Raw genomic sequence first — 24,353 nt, forward strand, 5'->3', positions numbered from 1 at the left:
GGCTTATCGATGCCCACCAGTTAAACCTACGCGGTGCCGGCACACTGCGCATTTTGGTTACACCGCGCATTTCGCAGAACGAAGAACGAGAACGGGCGTTTCAGCATGGCACCAGAGGCCCACGAAAAGGCACAGCACACGGTTCCGCAACTCGCCGACCGCACGCCGACGATCACCGGTCGCGAAATCGTGGCCGAGCTGGTGCCGCCTCCCCAGTTTGAACACGCCTCGTTTGAGAACTACCGCCCCGATCATGACTATCCGTCCCAGATGACCGCGGTCGAGAAACTCATCGAATTCGTTAACCCCCGGCCGGCCGGGTTCTTCTCCCGCCGTCGTCAGGCCAAGGACGACCTGCCCGGCATCTACCTCGACGGCGGTTTCGGCGTCGGCAAGACCCACCTGCTGGCAGCGCTCTGGCATGCGGCGACCGGCCCCAAGTATTTCGGTACCTTCATCGAATACACCGCGCTGGTCGGTGCGCTCGGCTACCAGGAAACCATCAAGGAGCTGCGCAGCGCGAAGCTCATCTGCATCGACGAGTTCGAACTCGACGATCCGGGCGACACCATGGTGATGACCCGGTTGCTGGGCGAACTCGTCGCCACCGGCACCCGGGTAGCCGCGACGTCGAACACCCCGCCGAACTCGCTCGGCGAGGGCCGGTTTGCCGCGCAGGACTTTCTGCGGGAGATTTCCGCGATGAGCGCCAACTTCGAGACCCTGCGCATCGACGGGCTCGACTACCGTCGTCGCAACGTGTCCGGCCAGGCCGTCTCCGTCGAACCCGAAGCCCGCGAACACCTGGTGAATACCCTCCTTCAGCGCGGTTCGAAGGTAACCGAAGACGACTTCGGTGCCCTCATGCGCCACCTCGGCACCGTGCATCCCTCCAAGTACGTCAAGGTCATTCGCGACGTCGAGGTCATCGCCATCCGCGGGGTATACCTGCTGACCGATCAAACGGATGCCCTTCGCCTCGTGGCCTTCATCGACCGCGTCTACGACGCTGAAATTCCCATCGTCGCGAGCGGGCGCCCACTCAACGAGGTGTTCGACGACGAAATGATGGCGGGCGGCTACCGCAAGAAATACCAGCGCTCCCAGTCGCGTATGGTCGCCCTCACCACCGGTGAGCTACCGCCGCACACCGATTAGCGCACATTCACCGCGCACGACGTACGAAACGTGGCGTTAACAATTCACTCAGGCTCGTAACCGGCACGAAACACCTCGGAACGTTTGTTGTAACAGCCACCTCAGATACTTGACTCGTATCCGAGGTGGCTCACTTCGCGTTACACCCTGCACATTCGAAACGCGTGAGGACAATCTATGGATACCGGAAGCATTGCATGGGGGCTGACAGCCACCGCACTGGTGTTGTTTATGACACCGGGTGTCGCCTTCTTCTACGGCGGCCTGGTCAAGGCGAAGAGCGTCATCAGCATGATGATGATGAGCTTCGGCGCACTGGGTCTCATCAGCGTCCTCTGGATTCTCTATGGCTTCAACATGAGCGCTGTCGGCAGCCCCACTCAATTCGCCGGAAACCCGTTCTCGGACTTCGGCCTGGGCCAGCTCGCCATGGGCGAGACCGGCAGCATCGATCTGCTCGGTGCCACCTACGGTGCCACCTTCGCCATCATCACCGTTGCCCTGATCAGTGGCGCGGTCGCCGACCGGGCCAAGTTCGGGTCCTGGATGATCTTCGCCGGCGTCTGGGCGACCCTCGTCTACTTCCCGGTCGCGGCCTGGGTCTGGGGCGGTGGCTGGATCATGAAACTGGGTGAGACGCTGAGCCTCCCGGGCGTCATCGACTACGCCGGCGGCACCGCGGTGCACATCAACGCCGGTGCAGCTGCTCTCGCCCTCGCGCTGGTTCTCGGCAAGCGGGTCGGCTTTCAGAAGGGCATCACCAAGCCGCACAACGTGCCGCTCGTGCTCATCGGTGCCTCCATTCTCTGGTTCGGCTGGTTCGGCTTCAACGCCGGCGCCGAATGGCTCAACGGCCTCGCCAACGTCGGCATCATCGTCGTCAACACCCTCGGTGCCACCGCAGCGGCCATCCTCGCCTGGATGCTGGTCGAGAAGTTTAAGGACGGCAAGGCCACCTCGGTCGGTGCAGCATCCGGTGCCGTTGCCGGACTTGTCGCCATCACCCCGGCCTGCGCCAACCTCGAGCCCGGCTGGGCACTGCTGCTGGGTGCCGTCGCCGGTGCCGTCTGCGCCCTCGCCGTCGAACTCAAGTTCAAGCTCGGCTTCGACGACTCGCTCGACGTGGTCGGCATCCACCTCGTCGGCGGCATCATCGGTACCCTGTACCTCGGCTTCTTCGCCATCGGTACTGGCCTGTTCACCGGTGGCGACCTCGGTCAGCTCGCCGTGCAGGCTATCGCGGCCTTCTCGGTCCTCGTCTACTCCTTCGTCATCGCGTACCTACTCGGTTTCGCGATCGAGAAGACCATCGGTTTCCGCATCAAGAACGAAGACGAACTGGCCGGAATCGACACCAGCGTGCACGGCGAAGAGGGCTACGCCCTCGAGCGTGTCTAGGCTCTGAACAGTCCCGACTAGTCGGGTAACGGGCGGTACGGAAGCGGGATCATCCGCTTCGGTACCGCCTTTCTGCGTACCCGCCCACGGTGCCGCCGGTGAGCGGATGCCGCGGGCTCACCGGCGACTGCCGGTGAACGGATGCCGCGGGTCTGCCGCAACTGCGGGTGAGCAGATGCCGCTGACTCAGCCGCGAACGCAGGTGCCGGACGAGACCGGGGCGTTCCGGCCCGGTGCCTCGTTGATGACCGGCTGAACCTCATCGAGCGCGAGCGCGTAGCCGACATTGTCGGTGTTGGACGCCTTGGCAAAGATGACGCCAACGACGAGGCCGGACTCGCTCAGCAGCGGACCGCCCGACTCGCCCTGCTGCACGTCGGACGCCACGGTGTACACCTGGCGCGGCGTCGGGTCCTGGCCGTAGATGTCAGCGACGCTGATGGTGCCGAGCGAGATAACCTGGGCCGGATCGGAGACGTACGGTCCGCCGAAGGGGTACCCGTCGGCGACCGCGCCACTGCCCGCGGAAAGATCGGCGCCGACAGTGAGTGGGGCTGCGCCGAGTCCAGGCACCGAAATGACGGCGAGGTCATCGACCGGGTCGAAGTAGACGATTTCCCCGGCCAAAGCCTCACCGGACGGCGTCTCAATCACGGGCTGGTTCACCCCGGCCACGACGTGGGCGTTGGTGATGACGCGGCCGTCGGACACCACGAATCCGCTGCCCGACTGGCTCTGGCCACAGGCGTAGGCCGTTCCGGTGATGCGTACGACGGACTGCGCGGCCACGGCCAGGGCCGGGCTGCTGGTGTCGGCCTGGGCAGCATCCGGTGTCGGGCCGGTGAAGGCGTCGACGATGCGCGGCAGACCCTGGGACACCGCAACGGAGCGAAGTTGCGCGAGGAGGGCCTTGACCCGGTCAGGGGTCGCCGAGTCGATGCGGGACACCACGGTAGATTCAGCGATGGCGGGGGAGAGGAATGGGATGCCCAGGGCGCCGATGCTAAACGCGACCATCGACGCCACGAGCGCCGAGGCGACCGCAGCGAAGGCTGCACCGAGTACGCGGTTGATGGTGCCGAGCGGGGAACGCTTTGATTTGCGGCCGACCATGCTGCCGGCGGAAGCACCGACCGAGTGTCCAATGAGTACGAGCAGAACGGCCACGGCGATCGTGCCGGGGGTGCGCCATTCCGGCGCGGGAATCCAGCCGCCGACCAGCGGTACCACGAAGAAGGCGGCGAATCCACCGGCGACCGCACCGATTATGCCGGTCAGGCTGCGCAACAGACCGTTGCGGTAGCCGTTGACGAGGGCGACAACCAACAACAGAATAAGCAAGAGGTCGAGCACGGTTGAGCCTGGCATTCGTCTCCCCTAGTTGATGCTGCACGTGTTGTTCGGTCACGATCTCGTATTGTTCATGGTTACACAGGCCTCCTCCGCGATTGCTGAGCGCAGCCGGCGCCCCGCGTGCTTTCCCGGCCGATCAACAGGCGCGGGGCACGCCAAACTGAAGTATCGTGAACCGACTACCGACGTCGGCCCGAAAGGACAGCGGTGACTCCAGCAGAGTCCTTGCCCATCTCCACGATCGCACCGCCCCTGGCCGGGCGGGCCGTGGCCAGCCAGCGCTGGTCGCACCTGGTGTTTCTGCACTGGCGAGTGGATGCTGCGCTGATCGCGCCGCTCCTGCCCAGCGGCCTGGTTCCCGATGAGCATGACGGATCGAGCTGGGTGGGCCTGATCCCGTTCGTCCTCGATCGCGCGACCGTTCTCGGGAGCCCGCCGATTCCGTACTTCGGCACCTTCGTCGAGGTAAACGTGCGCCTCTACGCCGTTGACTCCCGGGGGCGTCGCGGCGTGGTGTTCGTATCGCTGGAGGCCAGCCGCCTCGCTGCCGTGTTCGCTGCGCGTGCGCTGTTCTCGCTGCCCTACATCTGGTCGCGCACGCGGCTCTCGGTTGATTCCGGACAGTACCGGTACACCGCGACGCGCCACCGCGACCGGACCGCGCACACCGAGGTGGTGGCTCGGCCGGGTTCAGTCGCCGTGCTGGATGACCCGTTGGCCGATTTTTTGACCGCGCGCTGGGCCCTGTTCACAAGCATCCGTGGTCGCATCGTGCACCTGCGCAACCATCATGAGCCGTGGCCGTTATACCGTGCTGAGCTCCTGAGTATCGACGACAGCCTGCTGGCCGCAGCCGGTTTCCCCGGTCTGGCCGATCGCGCTCCCGACTCTGTGCTCTACTCGCCCGGCGTGACGACCTGGTTCGGACGGGGCGACTGACCGGGTGTGCGTACTCAGAAAGTTCTGAAAAAATGTTCTGATCGACCACGACACTGAAGGAGTACACCATGGGATTTCTTGATTTTCTGCTCGGCCGCAAGGAGCAGGCACCCACCGACGATCGGCCAGTGCGGTCGAACAGCGCTCCGGTCCGCAGCGAGGACGAGATCGCCGTCGAGCGCTACCAGTACCTGCTGCGCACCGCACCGCCCGAGACCATCGAGAAGGTGCACACCGAGGCGTTCTCCAAATTGACTGAGGAACAGCGCGATATTCTCTTTCGCCAGCTCACCGAGAACCTCGAACCGAGTGAGCGTCCAGCGGATGCCGAACCGGCCCACCTGGCCCAGGCGGCGACCCGGGCCGAGCTCCGCGAGCCGGGCACGCTCACCCGGACCTTCGGAAACCAGAACGGCATGGGCTTTGGCAGCATGGTCGGCGGATCACTGCTCGGTACGGTCGCCGGTTTCGTCATCGGATCGGCGCTGGTCAGCGCCTTCATGCCGATGGACGGTGGCGGCACGGATGCCGGTGCCGACGCGAACAGCGAGACCAACGCCGATTCGGGCAGCGACTCCGGTGGAGACGCTGGAGGAGATTTCGGCGGCGGCGACTTCGGTGGAGACTTCGGGTTCTGATCTCCCAGGGCCGTCAGTGGACGGCGGCGATGGCCTCACCAACGGGAACGTCGCCGTCGGTGAACTCGATGAACTTGCCGATGCTGTTGGCGCTCGCGAGCACGGCTGCCGCGACGAGCGCGACGTTCTCGCGTGAGGTGTCGCCGCCCGTGCCGTCGGACCCCACCATGATGGAACCGCTCGCGGCGTCGAGGGTCAGCGCGCTCGGTCCGAGGATGGTCCAGTTCAGTGAGGTTGCTCGCAGGTAGTCGTCGGCTGCCGCCTTGGCCTCGTAGTAGGCGAACATGCCGTCGTCGGGGGAGGCGCCGTGGTCGGCGCGCGATCCCTTATAGGAGACCATCACGTAACGGTAGATGCCGGCCTGCGCTGCGGCGACCATTGAGCGGATGGCCGCATCACGGTCGACCGCATAGGTGCGCTCAGCGCTTCCCCCGCCGGCCCCGGCGGACCAGACGATGGCGTCGTGGCCGGCCAGGAGGGTCGTGAGCTGATCGGTGGACAGATTCTCGACATCCGCTTGCAACGGGGTTGCGCCGGTCGCCGAAACGTCGGCGGCATGCGCGGGGTTGCGGATGAGGGAGCTGACCTCGTGGCCGGCAGTCGTGAGCAGACGGGCCAGGTGGAGGGCAACTTTTCCGTGCCCGCCGATGATTGCAATATTTGTCATGTGATTAAGCCTGTCACGATTGGCTGCCGGCAGCGCTCAGGGTTGAAGAAAACCCAGCAGTATCGCGGCGAGCGTAACGCAGCCCAGTTGGACGCCGAGAAAGACGGCCACCCAGAACAGCCCCGGAATGTGGGTGAGCCGAGCCAGCTGGTCGGCGTCAGACGATGACCCGGCCCTGCGCGACCGGGACTGTTGCAGCTCGAGGGACGTGCGCAGCGCACCGAGCAGGAGAAATGCCGTGACCAGTAGGGCGAACACGCCCTGTACCTGCGGCGTGCCGAACCAGGAGACACCGAAGACGATCGCACCCGTGACGGCGACCGACCAGAGCCCGAACCAGTTGCGAATCTGCACGAGCAGCAGCGCGAGCGCCGCGAGCAGCGCCCAAAGCAATCCCAGGTCGTACCCTAGGCCGAGCAGCCAGGCAGCGCCAAGGCCGAGCAGCGCGGGGGCGGGGTAACCGGCCAATAGGGTGAAGATCATGCCCGGCCCGCTCGGGCGACCGCGGCTCACGGTGAGTCCTGAGGTGTCCGAATGCAAGCGGATGCCGCCCAGCCGCCGCCCACAGACCACCGCGACGACTCCGTGGCCGCCCTCGTGCACGATGGTGATGGCGTGCCGGGCCAGGCGCCATACCGGCGGAAAAAACACGATCGCCGCGGCTGCCGCCACGGTCAGCCACGCGGTGAGGGGGGCGAGCGCGGCGTGCGGAGTCGTCATGCGCTGCCAGATGTCGAGGAGCAGGTCCATGCGTATCAGACTAGGTGTCTACCGAGCAGCCCTGGATAGCTGGAGCGGCGAGCATATGCCACCGTGCGACGGCGTGCTTTGGGACGAACACGCACTGGGGGGTGCGTACGCGAGATGGGCCGCTGGACACCGGTGCCATGGAGAAACGCACGGAACGGCAGAATATCCACGAAATTATCGAGCGGCTGACGGCGCAGTTTTCGCTGGTTGCGCGATCGCGAGTCGACCACGTCGTTGAACTCGAATACGTGAAATTGAACGGCAGGCCGGTTCGTCAGTACGTTTGCTATCTGGTCGAGCACGCTGCGAAGGCCCGCCTCGCCCAGGGTGCCGTGGACAACGTCGCTGCCTCAGGACGGAGTGAATCAGGCGACTTAACCACGAAAAGCCCCGACTTCTCGGGGCTTTTCGTGTATTCGTGGTGGGCGATGCGGGACTTGAACCCACGACCTCTTCCGTGTGAAGGAAGCGCGCTACCAGCTGCGCCAATCGCCCAATTGCACTCACACCACAAACCAAAGTTGCTGGTGCGACTTTTGATACTAGCCCAGACTGGCGGGTCGCCGCACATCGACGCCGCACGCGGGTGTGGCGCGGGCCACCCCCGCACCAGCTCGACGGCACAGCCACGTTGCGCGGGAGCTTCGCCGCTTCGCGGGAGGCGGCGGAACTGTCGCAGGTCCAGCGCAGCGTGTTGCGCGGGTGTTGTGGCCAGGGCTCTTACTCTTGGCGCAACTCCCGCGCCGCCCGCACCCCACCCACACCACCCGGCGCAACACGCCGTAAAAGCCTCGGTTTGGTTTCCGTCTGGCTATTCAGCTAGAGTCTCTGAGTACGCAGAAATGCGAACAGTTGCGGATGTGGCGCAGTGGTAGCGCATCACCTTGCCAAGGTGAGGGTCGCGAGTTCGAATCTCGTCATCCGCTCGAATGAACTGGAATCGCACCTTCGGGTGCGGTTCCAATTCGTTTGGTATGAACCCAACTGGTGGATTGGCCGAGAGGCGAGGCAGCGGCCTGCAAAGCCGTTAACACGGGTTCGAATCCCGTATCCACCTCAATTCCTGGTGCACTCGCCGAGAACTGTATTGCAGAGACACCGTACTTCCCAGAATCTTGGGCGATTGGCGCAGCGGTAGCGCGCTTCCCTGACACGGAAGAGGTCACTGGTTCGATCCCAGTATCGCCCACACAGTGTTTGAAGAAACACGAAAGCCCCGGCCAGCCGGGGTTTTTTTGTACCCAAACCGGGGCGGGCAAGATCTGGGCAACACGCCGGCTGGTGTGCCCTTGTGCAGCATCCATTGCCCGCGTAGTTTTGCGCGCAGGAGGTGAGTGCAATGCGCGCCACAGAGGGAGATCGGATTGTCATTCGCGGCAAAACGGTGGAACGGCCGGACCGTCGCGGCGAGATACTCGAGGTTCGCGGGATCGACGGCGGGCCGCCGTACCTCGTGTTGTTCGACGACCGGCACGAGAGCATCGTGTATCCCGGTGCCGACTTCGTGATCGAACGTTCGTCGGAATCGGTTTAGGTCAGCGCCTGATTTGGGCGTCGGCCAACCCGCGCAAGCGGATGCCGCGCCCAGGTCGCCGGGAGGGGTGAGAGTTCAGCAACGCTGAACTCTCACCCCTCCCCCTTACCGAATAACCCGCACCAATCGCGGCAGGGTCAACGCCGGAGCGTGCTTCGTCGTACCCAGATAGCGGGCCACGAGCGCGTGCGTGCCCACCTTCAATGACGTGGACGTGAACGTGGCTGAACCCTTCGAAAGCGCTACCGGCTGGCCGACCCTCGTCGTCACGTCATAGAACGGTACGAACCCGGTCACCGTTCCGGCCGCGGAGGTGAATTTGGCGGTCGCCGTGACGGGCGTTCCCACGTGCACATCACCCCGGGGCATGACGGTCAGCGTTCGACTTACCCTGGCCGGCTTCGCCACGACCGTGACAACCACTGTTGGTGAGGTCGATGGGTTGTAGAAGACGGCGAAACTCTCCGCCGTGATGCGGTGCACCCCCACGGACAACCTCGTCGTCGTGATCGTCGAATGCCACTCGCCGAATACCTGGTCGCCGACCAGCGGTCGGCCATTGTCGAAGAAGGTGATCTCTTCGCTGGAACGATCACCGTCCAGGGCGCGGCCCTGACTGTCCGTGACGTCTGCGGTGAAGGTGATGCGCTGGCCGGCCGTGATGGTGCCGGACGGCGTCGCGGTCAGGGTCGTTTTGGTGTCGGGTCCGGTCGGCACAAAGTAGTTAAAGGTTTTCGATGCCGGGGAAAAGTTTCTATCCCCGAGATAGTCCACTCGAAACTGGCGCGTACCGGCCTTGCTGGGGTAGGCATCGGAGAAGAAGATGCTGGCCGTGTCGCTCGGCAGGAGCGCGGGTGTCTCGGTGCGGTTGCCGGGCTCAAGCGACACGACGCGCACACTTCCCGTCGGAACGGCGGTGGCGGGGGCAACGGCCGAGATCTCGCCGTAAACGGATGCCGCCTGGCCGGCAAAGTAGAAGTCAAAGGTGCCGGCCTCAATGCTGACCGTGCCCCGCCCCGGGGAAAGGGCCGGGGCATCCGTTGCTGCCGTTGCTGCCGATGCGGCGGGTGCGACGATCAGGGCACCGAGCACGGACGCAATCACCAGTGCGGGCAGGCGCCAGGAACGCTTCGCGTCGCTGCGGGCGGATGGGGTTGGGTGCGGTAAAAGTGTCATGGCACGCTTCTTTGCGGTCGGTGGTGCTCGGACCCCCAAATCACGGACAAAGTACTCCCGTATCGGCTCGGTTTGTAGGGCGTGCGAGCGCTATCGCGGTCTCTCGGTCGCTCAACCGACGATCAGCCCGGCGCACGCCGCTAAAGTTGACGGGTAGGCAAACAACAGGGAGTAATACACGTGGCTGACGGCTTTGCGCTTTTCACCGACCGATCCGTTGTCGCAATGCGCGTCAACGGTGAGTTGAAAGATCTGGCGGCCACCGTGTTGCCGACGGATGCTGTCGAACCGATCACCATAGATTCTCCCGATGGCCTGAATATTCTGCGCCACTCGGCCACCCACGTGCTGGCCCAGGCCGTGCAGACCGTCAACCCGGCCGCCCGCCTCGGCATCGGCCCATTCGTCACCGACGGCTTCTACTACGACTTCGATGTGGCCGACCCGTTCACCCCCGAGGACATCAAATCGCTCGAAAAGGCGATGGACCGCATCATCCGCCAGGGCCAGCGGTTCGTGCGTCGCGTCGTCACCCACGACGAAGCCCGCGCCGAACTGGCCGCCGAACCCTACAAGCTCGAGCTCATCGGTATCAAGGGCGGTCCCGGTGAGGGCGACACTGCCGCCAACAACAGCCCGACCGCCGACGACGAGTCGGTCGAGGTCGGCGGCGCCGAGCTGACCATCTATGACAACGTCGACCCGAAGACCGGGGAAACGGTCTGGAAGGACCTCTGCCGCGGCCCACACCTGCCCAACACCCGCATGATCGGTAACGGCTACTCACTCACCCGCCTGGCCGCCGCCTACTGGCGCGGCTCAGAGAAGAACCCGCAGCTGCAGCGCATCTACGGCACCGCCTGGCCCACCAAGGACGAACTTCGCGCCTACCAGGCCCGTCAGGAAGAGGCGGCCAAGCGCGATCACCGCAAGCTCGGTGCCGAACTTGACCTGTTCAGCTTTCCGGAGGAGATCGGCTCCGGCCTGGCCGTGTTCCACCCCAAGGGCGGCATTATTCGGCAGGAGATGGAGAACTACTCCCGCAAACGCCACGCCGAGGCTGGCTACGACTTTGTTTACTCACCGCACATCACCAAGTCGACGCTGTTCGAAACCTCCGGCCACCTCGACTGGTACCGCGAAGGCATGTTCCCCCCGATGCACCTCGACGAGGAGCGCGACGACACCGGTCACGTCACCCGCCAGGGCGTCGACTATTATCTCAAGCCGATGAACTGCCCGTTCCACAACCTCATCTTCAAGTCCAGTGGCCGCAGCTACCGTGACCTGCCGATGCGCTTGTTCGAATTCGGATCGGTCTACCGGTACGAGAAGTCCGGCGTGCTCAACGGCCTTACCCGCGTTCGCGGCATGACCCAGGACGACGCCCACATCTACACCACCAAGGAAGGCATGAAGGAGGAGCTCACCAGCACCCTCAACTTCGTGCTGCAGCTGCTCGCCGACTACGGGCTCGAGGACTACTACCTCGAGCTCTCCACCAAAGACCCAAAAAAGTTCGTCGGCAGCGACGAAGCCTGGGACGAAGCCACCGAGACGCTCCGCGAGGTCGCCGAAGCCTCCGGTCTCGATCTGGTCGCCGACCCGGGTGGAGCGGCCTTCTACGGCCCTAAGATCTCGGTGCAGGCTAAGGACGCCATCGGGCGCACCTGGCAGATGTCGACCATTCAGCTCGACTTCAACCTGCCCGAACGGTTCGACCTCGAATACACCGCGAATGACGGCAGTCGCCAGCGCCCGGTCATGATTCACCGCGCCCTGTTTGGCTCGATCGAGCGCTTCTTTGCCGTGCTCACCGAGCACTACGCCGGGGCGTTCCCGGTCTGGCTGGCCCCGGTGCAGGTTGTCGGTATTCCCGTCTCCGAGCAGTACGGCCCCTTCCTCGACGACGTGATCGCCACCCTGAAGAAGGCCGGCGTGCGCGCCGAAGTTGACCATTCTGACGATCGCATGCAGAAGAAGATCCGCACTCACACCAAGGCCAAGGTGCCGTATCAGCTCATCGTGGGCGAAGATGACCAGGCCAACGGCGCGGTGAGCTTTCGCTTTCGCGATGGTACGCAGCAGAACGGGGTGCCGGTAGACGAGGCCGTGCGCATCATCGTGGAGTCGATCGAGAACCGCGCGCAGGTGACCACGACTCCGGTCGCCCCCGCTGTGGTCGAAGTGCAGGCCTAGCGTGCCGGCGATTCCGGCCGATCGGCTTCGCGGTTCCGACGCGGTCGGCGCGGGTGCCAACGAAACCGATGCAGAATTCGCGGGTGTTCCGGATGCCTTCCAACGGCTCTGGACGCCGCACCGGATGGTCTACATCCAGGATGGGCAGCAGCCGCACCCCGACGACTGCCCGTTCTGCATCGCGCCGACCCTGGACGACGAGAAGGCGCTGATCGTGGCGCGCGGCACCCATGCCTACGTGCTGCTCAACCTTTTTCCGTACAACAGCGGCCACCTGCTGGTCTGTCCGTATCGGCACGTCGCCACCTACGACCAGGCCACGCCGGAGGAGATCGCCGAAATCGGCGAGTTCACCCAGATCGCCATGCGGGTGCTCACCCAGGTGTCGAACTGTGACGGCTTCAACATTGGTATGAATCAGGGACGTATCGCCGGGGCCGGCATCGCCGAGCACCTGCACCAGCACATCGTGCCGCGCTGGGCCCTAGACTCGAATTTTTTTCCGATCATCGCCGGCACCAAGGCCATCCCGCGCCTGCTCGGCGACGTTCGCCGCGAAATTGCCGACGGCTGGCCGGGCGCGTTGACTCCCTCGGCCGCCACGTCAGTTGCCCTCTAGTTTTGCTCCAGGCCGGGCAGCGTGCTGGCACGCCCCGGTCATCCGTTCGACCGACACCAGCCGCCGACCAGACCACCACCGCGCAAGGAATAGGATGGTAGTTATGACTGAATCAACCTCTGCCGAGCAGTTCGGCTCGAGCCGCGTCAAGCGTGGACTCGCCGAAATGCTCAAGGGCGGCGTCATCATGGACGTCGTCACCGCTGCCCAGGCTCGCATTGCTGAAGACGCCGGCGCTGTAGCCGTCATGGCGCTCGAACGCGTTCCCGCCGATATCCGCTCGCAGGGTGGAGTCGCCCGTATGAGCGACCCCGACCTGATCGACAGCATCATTGCCGAGGTCAACATTCCGGTCATGGCGAAGACCCGCATTGGCCACTTCGTTGAGGCGCAGATTCTTGAGGTGCTCGGCGTCGACTACATCGACGAGTCCGAAGTGCTCAGCCCGGCCGACTACGTCAACCACATCGACAAGTGGAACTTCACCGTTCCCTTCGTCTGTGGTGCCACCAATCTCGGTGAGGCACTCCGCCGCATCAACGAGGGCGCGGCCATGATTCGATCCAAGGGCGAGGCCGGCACCGGCGACGTCTCCGAGGCCACCAAGCACATTCGCACCATTAACGGAGAAATTCGTCGTCTCGGTTCGCTGAGCAAGGAAGAGCTGTACGTTGCCGCCAAGGAGCTGGCGGCGCCGTACGAACTGGTGGCTGAGATCGCCGCAACCGGAAAGCTGCCCGTTGTTCTCTTCACTGCAGGAGGTGTGGCCACCCCGGCCGACGCCGCCATGATGATGCAGCTCGGTGCTGACGGTGTGTTCGTTGGCTCCGGCGTCTTCAAGTCGGGCAACCCCGAACAGCGTGCCGCCGCCATCGTGAAGGCTGTCACCTTCTTCGACGACGCCAAGGTCATCGCTGAGGTCTCCCGCGGCCTCGGTGAAGCCATGGTCGGCATCAATGTGTCGGACATCCCCGCACCGCACCGCCTCGCTACGCGCGGCTGGTAGCCCGACCGTTCGTGACGATTCTCTCGATGGGCACCCGACCGGCCGAGGCCGCCGTACCGGCAGGTCTGCGGGTCGGGGTGCTCGCCCTGCAGGGCGACTTTCGTGAGCACGCGCAGGTACTGCGCGCGCTCGGCGCGAACGTCGCCCTGGTGCGGCGTCCGGAAGAATTGCTCCAGGTCGACGGTCTGGTCATTCCGGGCGGCGAATCGAGCGTCATGGACAAGCTCGGCCGTACCTTCGGCCTCGCCGAACCGCTCCGCGCAGCCATCCGCGGCGGGCTGCCGGTCTATGGAACCTGCGCGGGGCTGATCATGCTCGCCGACACGATTCTCGATGGCATGAACGGCCAGCAGAGCCTCGGCGGGCTCGACATCGCCGTGCGCCGCAACGCCTTCGGTTCGCAGACCGCTTCCTTCGAGACCGACCTCGACATTCCGGCGCTCGGCGAGAAGCCCGTGCACGCGGTGTTCATTCGGGCGCCGGTCGTGGAGACCGTCGGGCCTCGGGCGACCGCACTGGCCGCCCTCGCCGACGGCCGCTGCGTCGCCGTGGAACAAGGCAACCTGCTCGGCACCTCCTTTCACCCGGAAATCACCGGCGAATACCGTTTTCACCAGTATTTCCTGCAGAAACTGGTTGCCGCCGCCCGCTGATGCCAGGCCCAATTGTGCCGCGCGCGCGAGTGTGGCTAGGGTTCAGACATGACTCAGACAACCGGTGGTCAACGATGACCCGATATATAGCACTGCTCCGTGGCATCAACGTCAACGGCATCACCATCGCAATGAGCGATCTCGCCGACACATTTCGCGAACTCGGCTACACCGACGTCAAAACGGTGTTGGCGAGCGGCAATGTGATCTTCAGCATCGACAGTCCGCTGATTAACAAAGTGGATGCCGCAGCCCTCAAGGCGCGCATCGAAGCGGCCCTGACGGCTCGCTTCGAGTACGAAGCATGGATCGTGCTCGTCGACGCCGAATCGCTCGACCGCATCGTGCGCTCGTACCCGTTCGACGCCGACCGCGACGGCTGGCACCCCTATGTCATGTTCTCCTCCGACCCCGGCCACCTCAGTGAGCTGGCCGGACACGCCAAGGAACTCGATGCCACCGACGAACGCATCGAACTCGGCCACGGCGTGCTGTATTGGGAGGTGCGCAAAGCCGTCGGCATTAAGAGTGCCTTCAGTAAGAAGAGCGCCAAGCTCAAGTACCGCGACACCACCACCACCCGCAACCTGCACACGCTGCACAAGCTACTGGAAGTCACACCGGGATAGACTGAGACGGCACCAAGCGTGCACCAACTTCGCAGCGATTATCAGAGCTTGATCGAGCACAACTCATTCGAACACAGCTTGTTCGAGCACAACAACGGGAGATGTATGTCCGGGCATTCCAAATGGGCCACCACCAAGCACCAGAAGGCGGTCACCGACTCCAGACGGGCCAAGGCGTTCGCCAAGCTCATCAAGAACATCGAGGTTGCGGCCCGCCTGGGCGGCGCTGACCTCTCGGGTAACCCGACGCTGGTCGATGCCATTCAGAAGGCCAAGAAGACCTCCGTGCCCAACGACAACATCGACCGCGCCGTCAAGCGTGGTGCCGGGCTGTCTGGCGAACAGGTCGACTACACGACCATCATGTACGAGGGCTATGCCACGCACGGTGTCGCGATCATGATCGAGTGCCTCACCGACAATAAGAACCGTGCTGCCGCCGAGGTACGCACCGCAATGGCCCGCAATGGGGGAGCTATGGCCGACCCGGGCAGTGTCGCCTACAACTTCCACCGCAAGGGTGTCGTCGTGGTCAAGCACCTGCCCACGATCACCGAAGACGACATCATGCTCGCCGTGCTCGACGCCGGCGCCGAAGAGGTCATCGACGAGGGCGAAACCTTCGAGATTCACTCTTCCGTTGGCGACCTCGTCGCCACCCGCACCGCGCTGCAGGCCGCCGGCATCGACTATGAGTCCGCCGATATCGCCTTCATTCCGTCGCTCAAAATCGAGGTCGACGCCGAAACAGCCCGCAAGGTGTTCCACCTGATCGACGCGATGGAAGACCTCGACGACGTGCAGAACGTCTATTCCAACTACGATCTGTCGGCCGAGGTACAGGCCGTACTGTCGAGCGAGTCCGAGTAGTTCGATGGCGGTCCGGGTTCTCGGCATCGACCCGGGCCTCACCCGCTGCGGTGTCGGCGTGGTCGATGTCGAAGGCAACCGTTCGGCCCGCCTGGTGGACGTGACCGTGCTGCGCAGTGCGCCCGACCTGCCCCTGGAGCAGCGGCTGCTGCTGCTGTCGCAGGGCCTCGAAGAGATGCTCGACCGGCACCGGCCGCAATTCATCGCCATCGAACGGGTTTTTGCCCAGCACAACGTGCGCACGGTCATGGGAACGGCCCAGATCAGTGGGGTGGCCCTGTTGCTCGCCGCTCAGCGCGGTCTGCCGGTGACCCTGCACACCCCGAGCGAGGTGAAGGCGGCCATCACCGGGTACGGGTCCGCCGACAAGCAGCAGGTCGGCACCATGGTCGCGCGGATTCTCGGGCTCACCGAAATTCCTAAGCCCGCCGATGCAGCGGATGCCCTGGCCCTCGCGATCTGCCATGCCTGGCGCACCGGCGCCTCCGGCGGCACGCTGCCGACCGTCGTCTCGGTCAAAGCGGCCACGGGAGCGCCTGCCGCGCTGACCCCGGCGCAAAAGGCCTGGCGTGCCGCCGAACGCGGGTCGGTGCCAGCGGTGTCGGCGGTGCCCCGTAGTCTTAAGCGGTGATCTCTTCCGTACGTGGCCTTGTCCTGTCTGCCGTGGGCTCAACCGCCAGCTCATCAACGGTGGTAATCGAGGTCGGGGGAGTCGGCCTCGGGGTGCAGGTGACGCCGGCTACCGCCCTCGGCGTGCGCATCGGTGACGAGGCGCGCCTTGCGACCACGCTCATGGTGCGCGAAGATTCCCTTACCCTCTACGGTTTTCCCACGGCTGATGAACTCGCCGTGTTCGAACTGCTGGTCGGCGTCACGGGTGTTGGCCCCAAATCCGCCCTCGGCGTGCTCGCCGTGCTCACCCCCAACCAGATCGGGCAGGCCGTCAATGCAGACGACGACGCAGCCTTCCGCAAGGTCAGCGGCATCGGTCCTAAGACCGCGAAACTCATCGTGCTTTCCCTCGCCGGGAAAATCGCCGTCACTGCCGAAAGCGCCCCGACTCGCCGACCCGGCGCTACCTCGGTCGCCGCGAGCGTGCAGGCTGCCCTGATTGGTCTGGGCTGGTCCGAGCGGGTCGCCGCTGAGGCCGTCGATGAAACCCTCACCGAGTTAGCGGATGCTGCCGGCGCCGATTCCGCGCCGCCGACCGTCGCCGCTGTGCTCCGGCTGGCCCTCGGCCGCCTCGGCCCGGCGGCGCACCACGCCACCGGGTCTGCAGCTGCGTCGACCGGATCGGGCCGTTCGTGACCACGGACCCGGGCGTCGAGCTCAGTAACCCCTCGCTCGAAAGCGAATCCGAGCTCGCCTTCGAGGGCGCGCTGCGCCCGGTGAGCCTGGCCGAATTCGTCGGCCAGAAGAAGGTGCGCGGGCAGTTGCAGCTGCTGCTGACCGCCGCGACGATGCAGAACCGCACGCCGGACCACATCCTCCTGGCAGGCCCGCCCGGCCTCGGAAAGACCACCCTCGCCATGATCGTCGCCTACGAGGGCAACCGGCCGCTGCGCATGTCGAGCGGACCGGCCATCCAACACGCCGGTGATCTCGCTGCGGTGCTGTCCTCACTGGTTCCCGGTGAGGTGTTGTTCATCGATGAAATTCACCGCATGGCGCGATCGGCCGAAGAGATGCTCTATCTCGCGATGGAAGACTTTCGCATCGACATCATGGTGGGCAAGGGCGCCGGGGCCACCTCGGTTCCTCTCGACCTTGCCCCGTTCACCCTGGTGGGGGCCACGACGCGCTCCGGCCTGCTGCCGAACCCGCTGCGTGACCGATTCGGCTTCACCGCGCACCTGGAGTTTTACGCCGAGAGCGAGTTGGAACAGGTGCTCTATCGCGCCGCCCAGCTGATCGACCTGCCGATCGAGCGCGACGCGCTAGCCGAGATCGCCGGCCGGTGCCGGGGCACACCCCGCATCGCGAACCGCCTGCTGCGCCGGGTGCGCGATTACGCGCTCGTGCACGGGGGCGGCGCCAACATCGCCGCGGTGCACGCGGCGCTCGAACTCTACGACGTCGATGCGATCGGCCTGGATCGTCTGGACCGGGAAGTCATGAAGATCATCCTGACGCGATTCGGTGGTGGACCGGTCGGCCTGAACACCCTGGCCGTCTCGGTCGGCGAGGAGTCCGAAACCGTCGAAGCGGTCGTCGAGCCGTTCCTGGTACGGATAGGATTCCTCACGCGTACCCCGCGCGGCCGTGTTGCGACCAGCGCGGCCTGGCAACATTTTGGTCTCACACCGCCCCTGGGCATTACCCCACAGGGAAGTGCGACCCTTCTTGACCTATAATTCAATTTGGCCCGCCTGTCTAGAGGCATATTCTCTCTAGGCCTGCTGGCGGGTCTTCACCCACAAGCTTCGGCCACCCGCGCCGCAATCGGAAGGTTTTACCGCTCCATGGATTCTTTGACTCTCGTCATGTTGGCCGTTTTGGCCGTACTCGTCTTCTTCATGTTCCGCAACGGCCGCAAGCGCAAGAGGGACCAGGAAGCCCTGCAGGCGACCATGGTTCCCGGCGCCGACGTCATGACCAACTTCGGTATGTATGGCACGATCATTGCCATCGACGAAGAGGCCAACAAGGTCGAACTTCAGATCGCTCCCGGCGTCATCGTTGAGATCCACCGTCAGACCATCGCTCGCGTGGTGGAGCCGATTGTCGCCGACGACGTCGAAGACGACTCTGCCGTTGAAAGCATCGACTCACTGCGTGAATCGGAACTGTCTGAGCCGGAATTCGGCCAGCGCGTGGTCGAGAGCGACACCGACACCACCGAACAGCCCAAAAAGGGCGACGCGTAATCTAGCTCCCGCACCAACAACGCACGTACTGCAACACGCGGCGCGCCCACGCATTCTGGTGTGGGCGCCAACAGAAAGCTGAGTTCATAGGTGGCTAAGTCGTCGTCTCCGGCCAAAAAGGCCTGGCGTTCCCTGACCTGGCTGGGCGTGCTCATCGTCGGCCTGATCGCTCTGAACGCGTTCGGCGTGTTCACCCAGAACGGGTCGTGGACGCCGAAACTGGCGCTCGACCTCGAGGGTGGAACGCAGATCATTCTCGCCCCGCAGGTCGAGAGCGGCGCGACCGTCACCTCTGAGCAGCTCACCGAGGCCGTGGGCATTATTCGCCAGCGGATCAACTCCTCGGGAGTCTCCGAAACCGAGGTCAACACTCAGGGCGGCCAGAACATCGTCGTATCGATCCCCGGTACCCCCGATGACGCCACCCTGGAGCGCATCAAATCTTCGGCCAAGCTCGAATTCCGTGCCGTGCTCGTGGCCGGTCAGCCCTCGGGCCAGACCGTCGGTGCCGACGGTACCGCGACCCCCGCACCGGAGGCAACCGTCGACCCGAGCCTGTCCACGACTCCGACAGTCGAACCCACCGACGCGAGCGACCTGAACTACGTCACCCCGGCCCTGCAGGCCGAGTATGACGCCTTCGACTGTGCCGCGATCAACACCACGAACGTCGCGCCGGCCGATGAACCCCTCATCACCTGCGAAACGGATGGCTCGATTAAGTACATCCTCGGCCCGGTCGAGGTTGACGGTTCCACCATCACCGACGCGACCAATGGTCAGCGCACCACCTCGTCGGGCGCAACCACCGGTGAGTGGGTCGTCAACATTGTGTTCAACAGCGAGGGCACCACGAAGTTCGCCGACGTCACCACACGGCTGAACAGCCTGACCGGGGCGCAGAATCAATTCGCCATCGTGCTCGACGGCGCTGTCATCTCGGCGCCGTCCAACACGCAGGGAGCCATCCTCAACGGCAAGCCGGAAATTTCGGGCTCCTTTGACCAGGACAGCTCGAAGGCCCTCGCTGACCAGCTCAAGTTCGGCGCTCTGCCGATCAGCTTCACCGTACAGAGCCAGGACACCATCTCGGCCACCCTGGGCTCAACGCAGCTGCTCAACGGACTCATCGCCGGCTTAATCGGTCTGATCCTCGTCGTCATGTACTCGCTCGCCCAATACCGTCTGCTGGGCCTCGTGACCATTGCTTCGCTCGCAGTCGCGGCCGTGATCACCTACCTGCTCATCACGATCCTGTCCTGGCGTGAGGGCTACCGTCTGTCGCTGGCCGGTGTTGCCGGCCTGATCGTGGCGATCGGTATCACCGCCGACTCCTTCATCGTGTACTTCGAACGCGTACGCGATGAACTGCGTGACGGTCGCGGGCTGGAGTCGTCGGTCGAGGCCGGCTGGAAGCGTGCCTTCCGCACCATCGTCGCCTCTGACGTCGTGAACTTTCTCGCCGCCGCCGTATTGTTCGTGCTCGCCGTCGGAAACGTGCGCGGCTTCGCTCTGACCCTCGGCCTCACCACCATCGTCGACCTGCTCGTGGTGAGCATGTTCACCCACCCGATGTTGCAGCTGGTTGCGAAAACCCGATTCTTCAACGAGGGCCACAAACTCAGCGGCCTCGATCCTCGTGCCCTCGGCGCGGTCTACCGTGGCCGTGCCCGCTTCGAACCCTCGTCGACCATGTCTGCGACGAAGGTGGCGTCCTCGAGCAAAGAGGCGGCCAAGCGACAAACGATCGCCGAACGTAAGGCGTCTGAGCTGGTAAGTACCAGTACTGATCGATCGACAGACGGGAAGGATTCCTGATGGCCAGCTTCTCGCAGTTCGGAAATGACCTCTACACCGGGGCACGGTCGCTCAATATCGTCGGGCGCCGCAAACTCTGGTACCTGATCGCCGGTGGCATGGTCCTCATTGCCCTGGTCGGCCCGTTCCTGCTGCGCGGTGGTTTTGTGTTCGGCATTGAATTCACCGGCGGCAGCGAATTCGTCGTCTCCCAGACGACGAGTCAGTCGCAGACCACGGCAACGGATGCCGTCGCGAGCGTCGCTCCCGAAGTCGTTCCGAAGGTCTCCACCGTCGGCTCAGACGGTGTTCGGATCCAGACCGACCAGATGTCTGAGGGGGAAACGACGGAAGTACGCGACGCCCTCGCCGCCGCCTATGACGTTCCGGTCACCGAAGTGGCCACCTCCTTCATCGGAGCGACCTGGGGGCAGGACATCACCGGCCAGGCGCTGCGCGCCCTGATCGTGTTCCTCGTGCTCGCCGGTATCATCATGGCGATCTACTTCCGCACCTGGAAGATGTCGGTCGCGGCCATGGTCGCGCTGCTCCATGACCTCGTGATCACGGCCGGGTTCTACGGCATCACCGGATTCGAGATCACGCCGGCCGCGGTGATCGGGTTCCTGACCATTCTGGGCTACTCGCTCTACGACACCGTCGTGGTCTTCGACAAGATTCGGGAGAACACCAACTTCGATGGATCCGGCTCAAGCCGCACCTTCGCGGAGTCGGTCAACCTCGCCGTGAACCAGACGCTGGTGCGCTCGATCAACACCTCCGTCGTCGCCGCCCTGCCCGTGGCATCCATTCTGTTCATCGGTGCCTTTGTGCTCGGTGCTGGCACCCTGCGCGACATTTCGTTGGCTTTGCTCATCGGCATCCTGGTCGGTACCTACTCGACGATCTTCATCGCTTCGCCGCTGTATGTTCAGCTGCGCGCCGGCGAGGCCGTCATTCGCAAGCACGACAAGCAGGCTTTGGCGGCACGCGCCAAGGCTTCGACGCCGGCTGCGGAGTCCGTTACCGCCTAGCATTCACTCCCTGATCAAAACGGCCAGCCCCGATGGGCTGGCCGTTTCGCTGCGGGTGGGCAGGGCGGATCGCTTGCAGCGTACGGGAGAGGCGTCGCGAACCGGCATAATTGAGGGAACGCAAGCACAGCCCGCGCGGTTTCAACCGCTGTGAGTTAAGAGGTGAGACTATGACGGACACGACGACGCCATCTCCGGCCTCGCTGCGCCGTTTGGTTCCGCGCATCTTCTCTCGGGCCCAGCCCGCTGGTGCCGTCGACCGCCTGATCAAGACGGTGCGGCTGAACCACCCCAAGGTCGACCTGTCGATCATTGAGCGTGCCTACACGGCCGCCGAGCGTGCCCACGACGGGCAGATGCGGCGCAGCGGAGAGCCGTACATCACCCATCCCGTTGCCGTCGCCCAAATTCTGGCCGACCTCGGCATCGGCACCAAGACCATAGCCGCTGCGCTGCTGCATGACACCGTCGAAGACACCGACTACACGCTCGACGCACTGCGGGCCGACTTTGGCGACGAAATTGCGATGCTGGTCGACGGCGTCACCAAGCTCGACAAGGTGAAGTACGGCGACTCGACGCAGGCCGAGACCGTGCGCAAGATGATCGTCGCCATGTCCAAGGACATCCGCGTACTCATCATCAAACTCGCCGACCGGCTGCACAACGCGCGCACCTGGGGCTTCGTACCCAACGAATCCGCCGTGCGCAAGGCTACTGAAACCCTTGAGATCTATGCACCGCTGGCCCACCGCCTGGGTATTCAGACCATCAAGTGGGAACTCGAAGACCTCTCTTTCGCCGTGCTGTACCCCAAGCTCTACGCCGAGATCGAAAGCCTGGTCAAACAGCGCACCCCGCAGCGCGAAGAGTTCGTGCAGCAGATCATCGACACCATCAGTGACGACCTCAAGTCCGCTCGAATTCGCGGAAAGGTTGCCGGGCGCCCCAAGCAGTACTACTCGATCTACCAGAAGATGGTCGTGCGCGGCCGCGAATTCGACGAAATCTACGACCTCGTCGGCATCCGCGTTCTCGTGAATTCGGTAAGGGACTGCTACGCCGTGCTGGGATCCATTCATGCCCGCTGGACCCCACTGCCCGGGCGGTTCAAGGACTACATCGCCACCCCCAAGTTCAACCTTTACCAGTCGCTGCACACTACGGTGCTCGGCCCGAGCGGTCGCGCGGTCGAGATCCAGATTCGTACCACCGAAATGCACCAGCGCGCCGAATTCGGTGTCGCCGCGCACTGGAAGTACAAGGAGCAGGTCAACGGCAAGAGCGCCGGCGGCCCGGGCCCGCAGAGCGACACCGATATGGCCTGGCTGGCGCATATCTCCGACTGGCAGGCCGAAACCGCCGATCCCGGCGAGTTCCTCGACTCCCTGCGCTACGAGATCGGTGCCAAAGAGGTTTATGTCTTCACGCCGAAGGGCCGCGTCATCGGGCTGCCCTCGGGCGCGACCCCGGTTGACTTCGCCTATGCGGTGCACACCGAGGTCGGCCACCGCACCATGGGCGCCAAGGTCAATGGCCGCCTGGTTCCGCTGGAGAACGAACTTATCACTGGAGACGTTGTCGAGGTATTCACCTCGAAGAACCCCGACTCCGGGCCCAGCAAGGACTGGCTCAATTTCGTCAAGAGCCCCCGAGCGCGCAACAAGATTCGGCAGTGGTTCACCAAGGAGCGCCGCGACGAAGCCATCGAGCAGGGCCGCGACGCCATCGCCAGGGCCATGCGCAAGCAGAACCTTCCGCTGCAGAAGCTGATGAACCAGGACTCCTTCGCGGAGGTCGCGGCTCAACTCAAATATGACGACGTGTCGGCCTTGTATGCGGCGGTCGGTGAAGGCCACGTCTCGACCCAGTCCGTGCTCGAAAAGGTTGTGTCCTCGGTGCAGAGCATCGACGACAACGACAGCAACGACTTTCCGGTTGCTGCCCGCGGCCGGCCGCAGACCACCCGGAACACTGATTCTGGTGTGCTCGTGCGCGGTGCCCCGGACATTCTGGTCAAGCTTGCCCGCTGTTGCACGCCGGTTCCCGGCGACAAGATCGTCGGGTTCGTCACCCGTGGTGCTGGTGTCTCGGTGCACCAGGCGGCGTGCCACAACGTGCAGTCCCTGCTCAAGGAACCCGAGCGCATGATCGAGGTCGACTGGGCGCCAACGTCGAAGAGTCTGTTCCTGGTGCACATCCAGATCGAGGCACTCGACCGATCCGGATTGCTCTCCGATGTCACCCGGGTGCTGTCTGAGCATCACGTGAACATTCTCTCGGCCACGGTCAACACGTCGAGTGACCGCCTCGCGCTCAGCCGGTTTGTGTTCGAGATGGGTGACACCACCCACCTGGATCGCGTCCTCAATGCCGTGCGCCGCATCGATGCTGTCTACGACGTCTACCGGGTCAACGACGGCTAGACGCCCACTGCTTTCTCGGGTGCTGCGCTCGACTGGTACAGGGAGCGCAACGAGTCGTTGACCGCCGTGAACCTGGCCACGGCGACGACGCTGTAGGCTGGTCTGCCGCGCTGGCAGAGGCGCACGGCCGCGGAGATGTCAGGATACCCGCCGTAGTGCAGCAGGCGAGCCAAAAGCGCGATGATCTCAGGCCCCGAGGTCGCTGGCGGATAGCGCGCCAGGTCGACGGCGGTACGCAGGGGAGTGGTCACCCGTACATTCGCGATGGTGCGCACGTCATCGGGAGAGCGCACGATTTCGCGCAGCTGAACACGTGGTGACCAGACGGCCGTCGTGCGCGCACCAATGAGTACACAGAATTGGTGGCGACGGGGCTCAGGTGCGACGCCGTAGATCCACGCGGCGGTGAGGCGCTCGGCGATGGCGCGGGGTGGGACCAGCCGGCTGGCGGAGACGGCCCGTGTGGAGCATCCGTCTATTTCATCGATCACACACCAGGAGTCGGCGAGTTGAAAAACCTGCCCGTCGAGCCGGGCGCTGCACAGCTCGGCCAGGGGCAGGTCGTTGACCGTGCGCGTTCGTTCCCCGGGATTCATCATGCCGCCATGCTGTCCCTTAACCAGATCCAGGCCCCCGAAGG

The 24,353-nt window shown here is 64.3% G+C and carries 23 protein-coding genes, 4 tRNA genes and 1 pseudogene; 22 read left to right on the plus strand and 6 right to left on the minus strand.

The window, feature by feature from the left end; genetic code table 11:
* The first annotated feature begins 105 nt into the window (after nucleotides 1-105).
* Both zapE and E3T31_RS10275 read left to right on the plus strand, forming a co-directional pair.
* Complete coding sequence (zapE, locus tag E3T31_RS10270) at nucleotides 106-1,158, plus strand: cell division protein ZapE (RefSeq protein WP_104135025.1); 1,053 nt, start codon at nucleotides 106-108, stop codon at nucleotides 1,156-1,158.
* 177 nt (nucleotides 1,159-1,335) lie between these two features.
* Entirely contained in the window at nucleotides 1,336-2,556 is a 1,221-nt protein-coding gene (locus E3T31_RS10275; protein ID WP_134468641.1) for an ammonium transporter, read from the plus strand.
* Nucleotides 2,557-2,742: 186 nt separating this feature from the next.
* Here the strand turns inward: E3T31_RS10275 and E3T31_RS10280 are convergent, their stop codons facing one another.
* Nucleotides 2,743-3,924 (minus strand): MarP family serine protease, encoded by a 1,182-nt coding sequence (locus E3T31_RS10280; protein WP_134468642.1) that lies wholly within the window; start codon nucleotides 3,922-3,924, stop codon nucleotides 2,743-2,745.
* Between the two features lie 192 nt (nucleotides 3,925-4,116).
* On the opposite strand from E3T31_RS10280, the gene E3T31_RS10285 reads away from it, so the two are divergent.
* Entirely contained in the window at nucleotides 4,117-4,848 is a 732-nt protein-coding gene (locus tag E3T31_RS10285; protein WP_134468643.1) for a YqjF family protein, read from the plus strand.
* A gap of 68 nt (nucleotides 4,849-4,916) precedes the next feature.
* Nucleotides 4,917-5,486: a hypothetical protein gene (locus E3T31_RS10290; RefSeq protein WP_134468644.1), complete on the plus strand. Its 570-nt coding sequence runs from the start codon at nucleotides 4,917-4,919 to the stop codon at nucleotides 5,484-5,486.
* Between the two features lie 13 nt (nucleotides 5,487-5,499).
* Here the strand turns inward: E3T31_RS10290 and E3T31_RS10295 are convergent, their stop codons facing one another.
* The gene (locus E3T31_RS10295; RefSeq protein ID WP_134468645.1) at nucleotides 5,500-6,153 is read right to left on the minus strand and encodes an SDR family oxidoreductase; all 654 of its coding nucleotides are present in this window, start codon (nucleotides 6,151-6,153) and stop codon (nucleotides 5,500-5,502) included.
* A 36-nt stretch (nucleotides 6,154-6,189) separates the two neighbouring features.
* Nucleotides 6,190-6,903, minus strand: a complete 714-nt coding sequence (locus E3T31_RS10300) for a M50 family metallopeptidase (protein ID WP_134468646.1) — start codon at nucleotides 6,901-6,903, stop codon at nucleotides 6,190-6,192.
* A 137-nt stretch (nucleotides 6,904-7,040) separates the two neighbouring features.
* Between E3T31_RS10300 and E3T31_RS18710 the strand changes: the two are divergent.
* Nucleotides 7,041-7,211 (plus strand): annotated as a pseudogene (locus E3T31_RS18710) (three-helix bundle dimerization domain-containing protein); the annotation flags it as partial.
* A gap of 111 nt (nucleotides 7,212-7,322) precedes the next feature.
* Here the strand turns inward: E3T31_RS18710 and E3T31_RS10305 are convergent.
* A tRNA-Val gene (locus tag E3T31_RS10305) sits at nucleotides 7,323-7,398 on the minus strand.
* 359 nt (nucleotides 7,399-7,757) lie between these two features.
* On the opposite strand from E3T31_RS10305, the gene E3T31_RS10310 reads away from it, so the two are divergent.
* The 4 genes from E3T31_RS10310 to E3T31_RS10325 all read left to right on the plus strand — a co-directional run bounded on the left by E3T31_RS10310 (nucleotide 7,758) and on the right by E3T31_RS10325 (nucleotide 8,437).
* Nucleotides 7,758-7,829 (plus strand) — tRNA-Gly (locus E3T31_RS10310).
* 60 nt (nucleotides 7,830-7,889) lie between these two features.
* Nucleotides 7,890-7,960: transfer RNA gene (locus E3T31_RS10315), tRNA-Cys, on the plus strand.
* Nucleotides 7,961-8,020: 60 nt separating this feature from the next.
* Nucleotides 8,021-8,092 (plus strand) — tRNA-Val (locus E3T31_RS10320).
* Nucleotides 8,093-8,242: 150 nt separating this feature from the next.
* Entirely contained in the window at nucleotides 8,243-8,437 is a 195-nt protein-coding gene (locus tag E3T31_RS10325) for a DUF1918 domain-containing protein (RefSeq protein WP_092449125.1), read from the plus strand.
* 105 nt (nucleotides 8,438-8,542) lie between these two features.
* On the opposite strand, the gene E3T31_RS10330 is transcribed toward E3T31_RS10325, so the two are convergent.
* Nucleotides 8,543-9,613: an Ig-like domain-containing protein gene (locus tag E3T31_RS10330; protein WP_134468647.1), complete on the minus strand. Its 1,071-nt coding sequence runs from the start codon at nucleotides 9,611-9,613 to the stop codon at nucleotides 8,543-8,545.
* A 225-nt stretch (nucleotides 9,614-9,838) separates the two neighbouring features.
* Between E3T31_RS10330 and thrS the strand changes: the two genes are divergently transcribed.
* The 13 genes from thrS (at nucleotide 9,839) to E3T31_RS10395 (ending at nucleotide 23,713) form a co-directional block, all read left to right on the plus strand.
* The gene (gene thrS / locus E3T31_RS10335) at nucleotides 9,839-11,812 is read left to right on the plus strand and encodes a threonine--tRNA ligase (protein ID WP_241977935.1); all 1,974 of its coding nucleotides are present in this window, start codon (nucleotides 9,839-9,841) and stop codon (nucleotides 11,810-11,812) included.
* Between the two features lie 10 nt (nucleotides 11,813-11,822).
* Nucleotides 11,823-12,431, plus strand: a complete 609-nt coding sequence (locus E3T31_RS10340; RefSeq protein ID WP_134469237.1) for an HIT domain-containing protein — start codon at nucleotides 11,823-11,825, stop codon at nucleotides 12,429-12,431.
* A 103-nt stretch (nucleotides 12,432-12,534) separates the two neighbouring features.
* On the plus strand, nucleotides 12,535-13,437 hold the full coding sequence (pdxS, locus tag E3T31_RS10345) for a pyridoxal 5'-phosphate synthase lyase subunit PdxS (RefSeq protein WP_134468649.1): 903 nt from the start codon (nucleotides 12,535-12,537) through the stop codon (nucleotides 13,435-13,437).
* A 26-nt stretch (nucleotides 13,438-13,463) separates the two neighbouring features.
* On the plus strand, nucleotides 13,464-14,090 hold the full coding sequence (gene pdxT / locus E3T31_RS10350; protein ID WP_134469239.1) for a pyridoxal 5'-phosphate synthase glutaminase subunit PdxT: 627 nt from the start codon (nucleotides 13,464-13,466) through the stop codon (nucleotides 14,088-14,090).
* A gap of 74 nt (nucleotides 14,091-14,164) precedes the next feature.
* Nucleotides 14,165-14,719, plus strand: coding sequence for a DUF1697 domain-containing protein (locus E3T31_RS10355; RefSeq protein ID WP_134468650.1), 555 nt, complete (start codon nucleotides 14,165-14,167; stop codon nucleotides 14,717-14,719).
* 105 nt (nucleotides 14,720-14,824) lie between these two features.
* Nucleotides 14,825-15,589: a YebC/PmpR family DNA-binding transcriptional regulator gene (locus tag E3T31_RS10360; RefSeq protein ID WP_134468651.1), complete on the plus strand. Its 765-nt coding sequence runs from the start codon at nucleotides 14,825-14,827 to the stop codon at nucleotides 15,587-15,589.
* 4 nt (nucleotides 15,590-15,593) lie between these two features.
* Complete coding sequence (ruvC, locus tag E3T31_RS10365) at nucleotides 15,594-16,220, plus strand: crossover junction endodeoxyribonuclease RuvC (protein ID WP_134468652.1); 627 nt, start codon at nucleotides 15,594-15,596, stop codon at nucleotides 16,218-16,220.
* The gene (gene ruvA / locus E3T31_RS10370; RefSeq protein ID WP_134468653.1) at nucleotides 16,217-16,897 is read left to right on the plus strand and encodes a Holliday junction branch migration protein RuvA; all 681 of its coding nucleotides are present in this window, start codon (nucleotides 16,217-16,219) and stop codon (nucleotides 16,895-16,897) included. The genes ruvC and ruvA overlap by 4 nt, the downstream gene beginning before the upstream one ends.
* On the plus strand, nucleotides 16,894-17,943 hold the full coding sequence (gene ruvB / locus E3T31_RS10375; RefSeq protein WP_134468654.1) for a Holliday junction branch migration DNA helicase RuvB: 1,050 nt from the start codon (nucleotides 16,894-16,896) through the stop codon (nucleotides 17,941-17,943). Before ruvA ends, ruvB begins: the two co-directional genes overlap by 4 nt.
* A gap of 108 nt (nucleotides 17,944-18,051) precedes the next feature.
* Nucleotides 18,052-18,456, plus strand: coding sequence for a preprotein translocase subunit YajC (gene yajC / locus E3T31_RS10380; protein WP_134468655.1), 405 nt, complete (start codon nucleotides 18,052-18,054; stop codon nucleotides 18,454-18,456).
* A gap of 90 nt (nucleotides 18,457-18,546) precedes the next feature.
* Nucleotides 18,547-20,274 (plus strand): protein translocase subunit SecD, encoded by a 1,728-nt coding sequence (secD, locus tag E3T31_RS10385; protein ID WP_134468656.1) that lies wholly within the window; start codon nucleotides 18,547-18,549, stop codon nucleotides 20,272-20,274.
* The gene (secF, locus tag E3T31_RS10390; protein WP_134468657.1) at nucleotides 20,274-21,287 is read left to right on the plus strand and encodes a protein translocase subunit SecF; all 1,014 of its coding nucleotides are present in this window, start codon (nucleotides 20,274-20,276) and stop codon (nucleotides 21,285-21,287) included. Before secD ends, secF begins: the two co-directional genes overlap by 1 nt.
* A gap of 170 nt (nucleotides 21,288-21,457) precedes the next feature.
* Entirely contained in the window at nucleotides 21,458-23,713 is a 2,256-nt protein-coding gene (locus E3T31_RS10395; protein ID WP_134468658.1) for a bifunctional (p)ppGpp synthetase/guanosine-3',5'-bis(diphosphate) 3'-pyrophosphohydrolase, read from the plus strand.
* On the opposite strand, the gene E3T31_RS10400 is transcribed toward E3T31_RS10395, so the two are convergent.
* On the minus strand, nucleotides 23,710-24,312 hold the full coding sequence (locus E3T31_RS10400; RefSeq protein ID WP_134468659.1) for a type IV toxin-antitoxin system AbiEi family antitoxin: 603 nt from the start codon (nucleotides 24,310-24,312) through the stop codon (nucleotides 23,710-23,712). The two genes, E3T31_RS10395 and E3T31_RS10400, sit on opposite strands and share 4 nt — an antisense overlap.
* Nucleotides 24,313-24,353: the final 41 nt, after the last annotated feature.

The sequence above is a fragment of the Cryobacterium sp. TMS1-13-1 genome, from assembly GCF_004403125.1.
Taxonomy (GTDB): domain Bacteria; phylum Actinomycetota; class Actinomycetes; order Actinomycetales; family Microbacteriaceae; genus Cryobacterium; species Cryobacterium levicorallinum.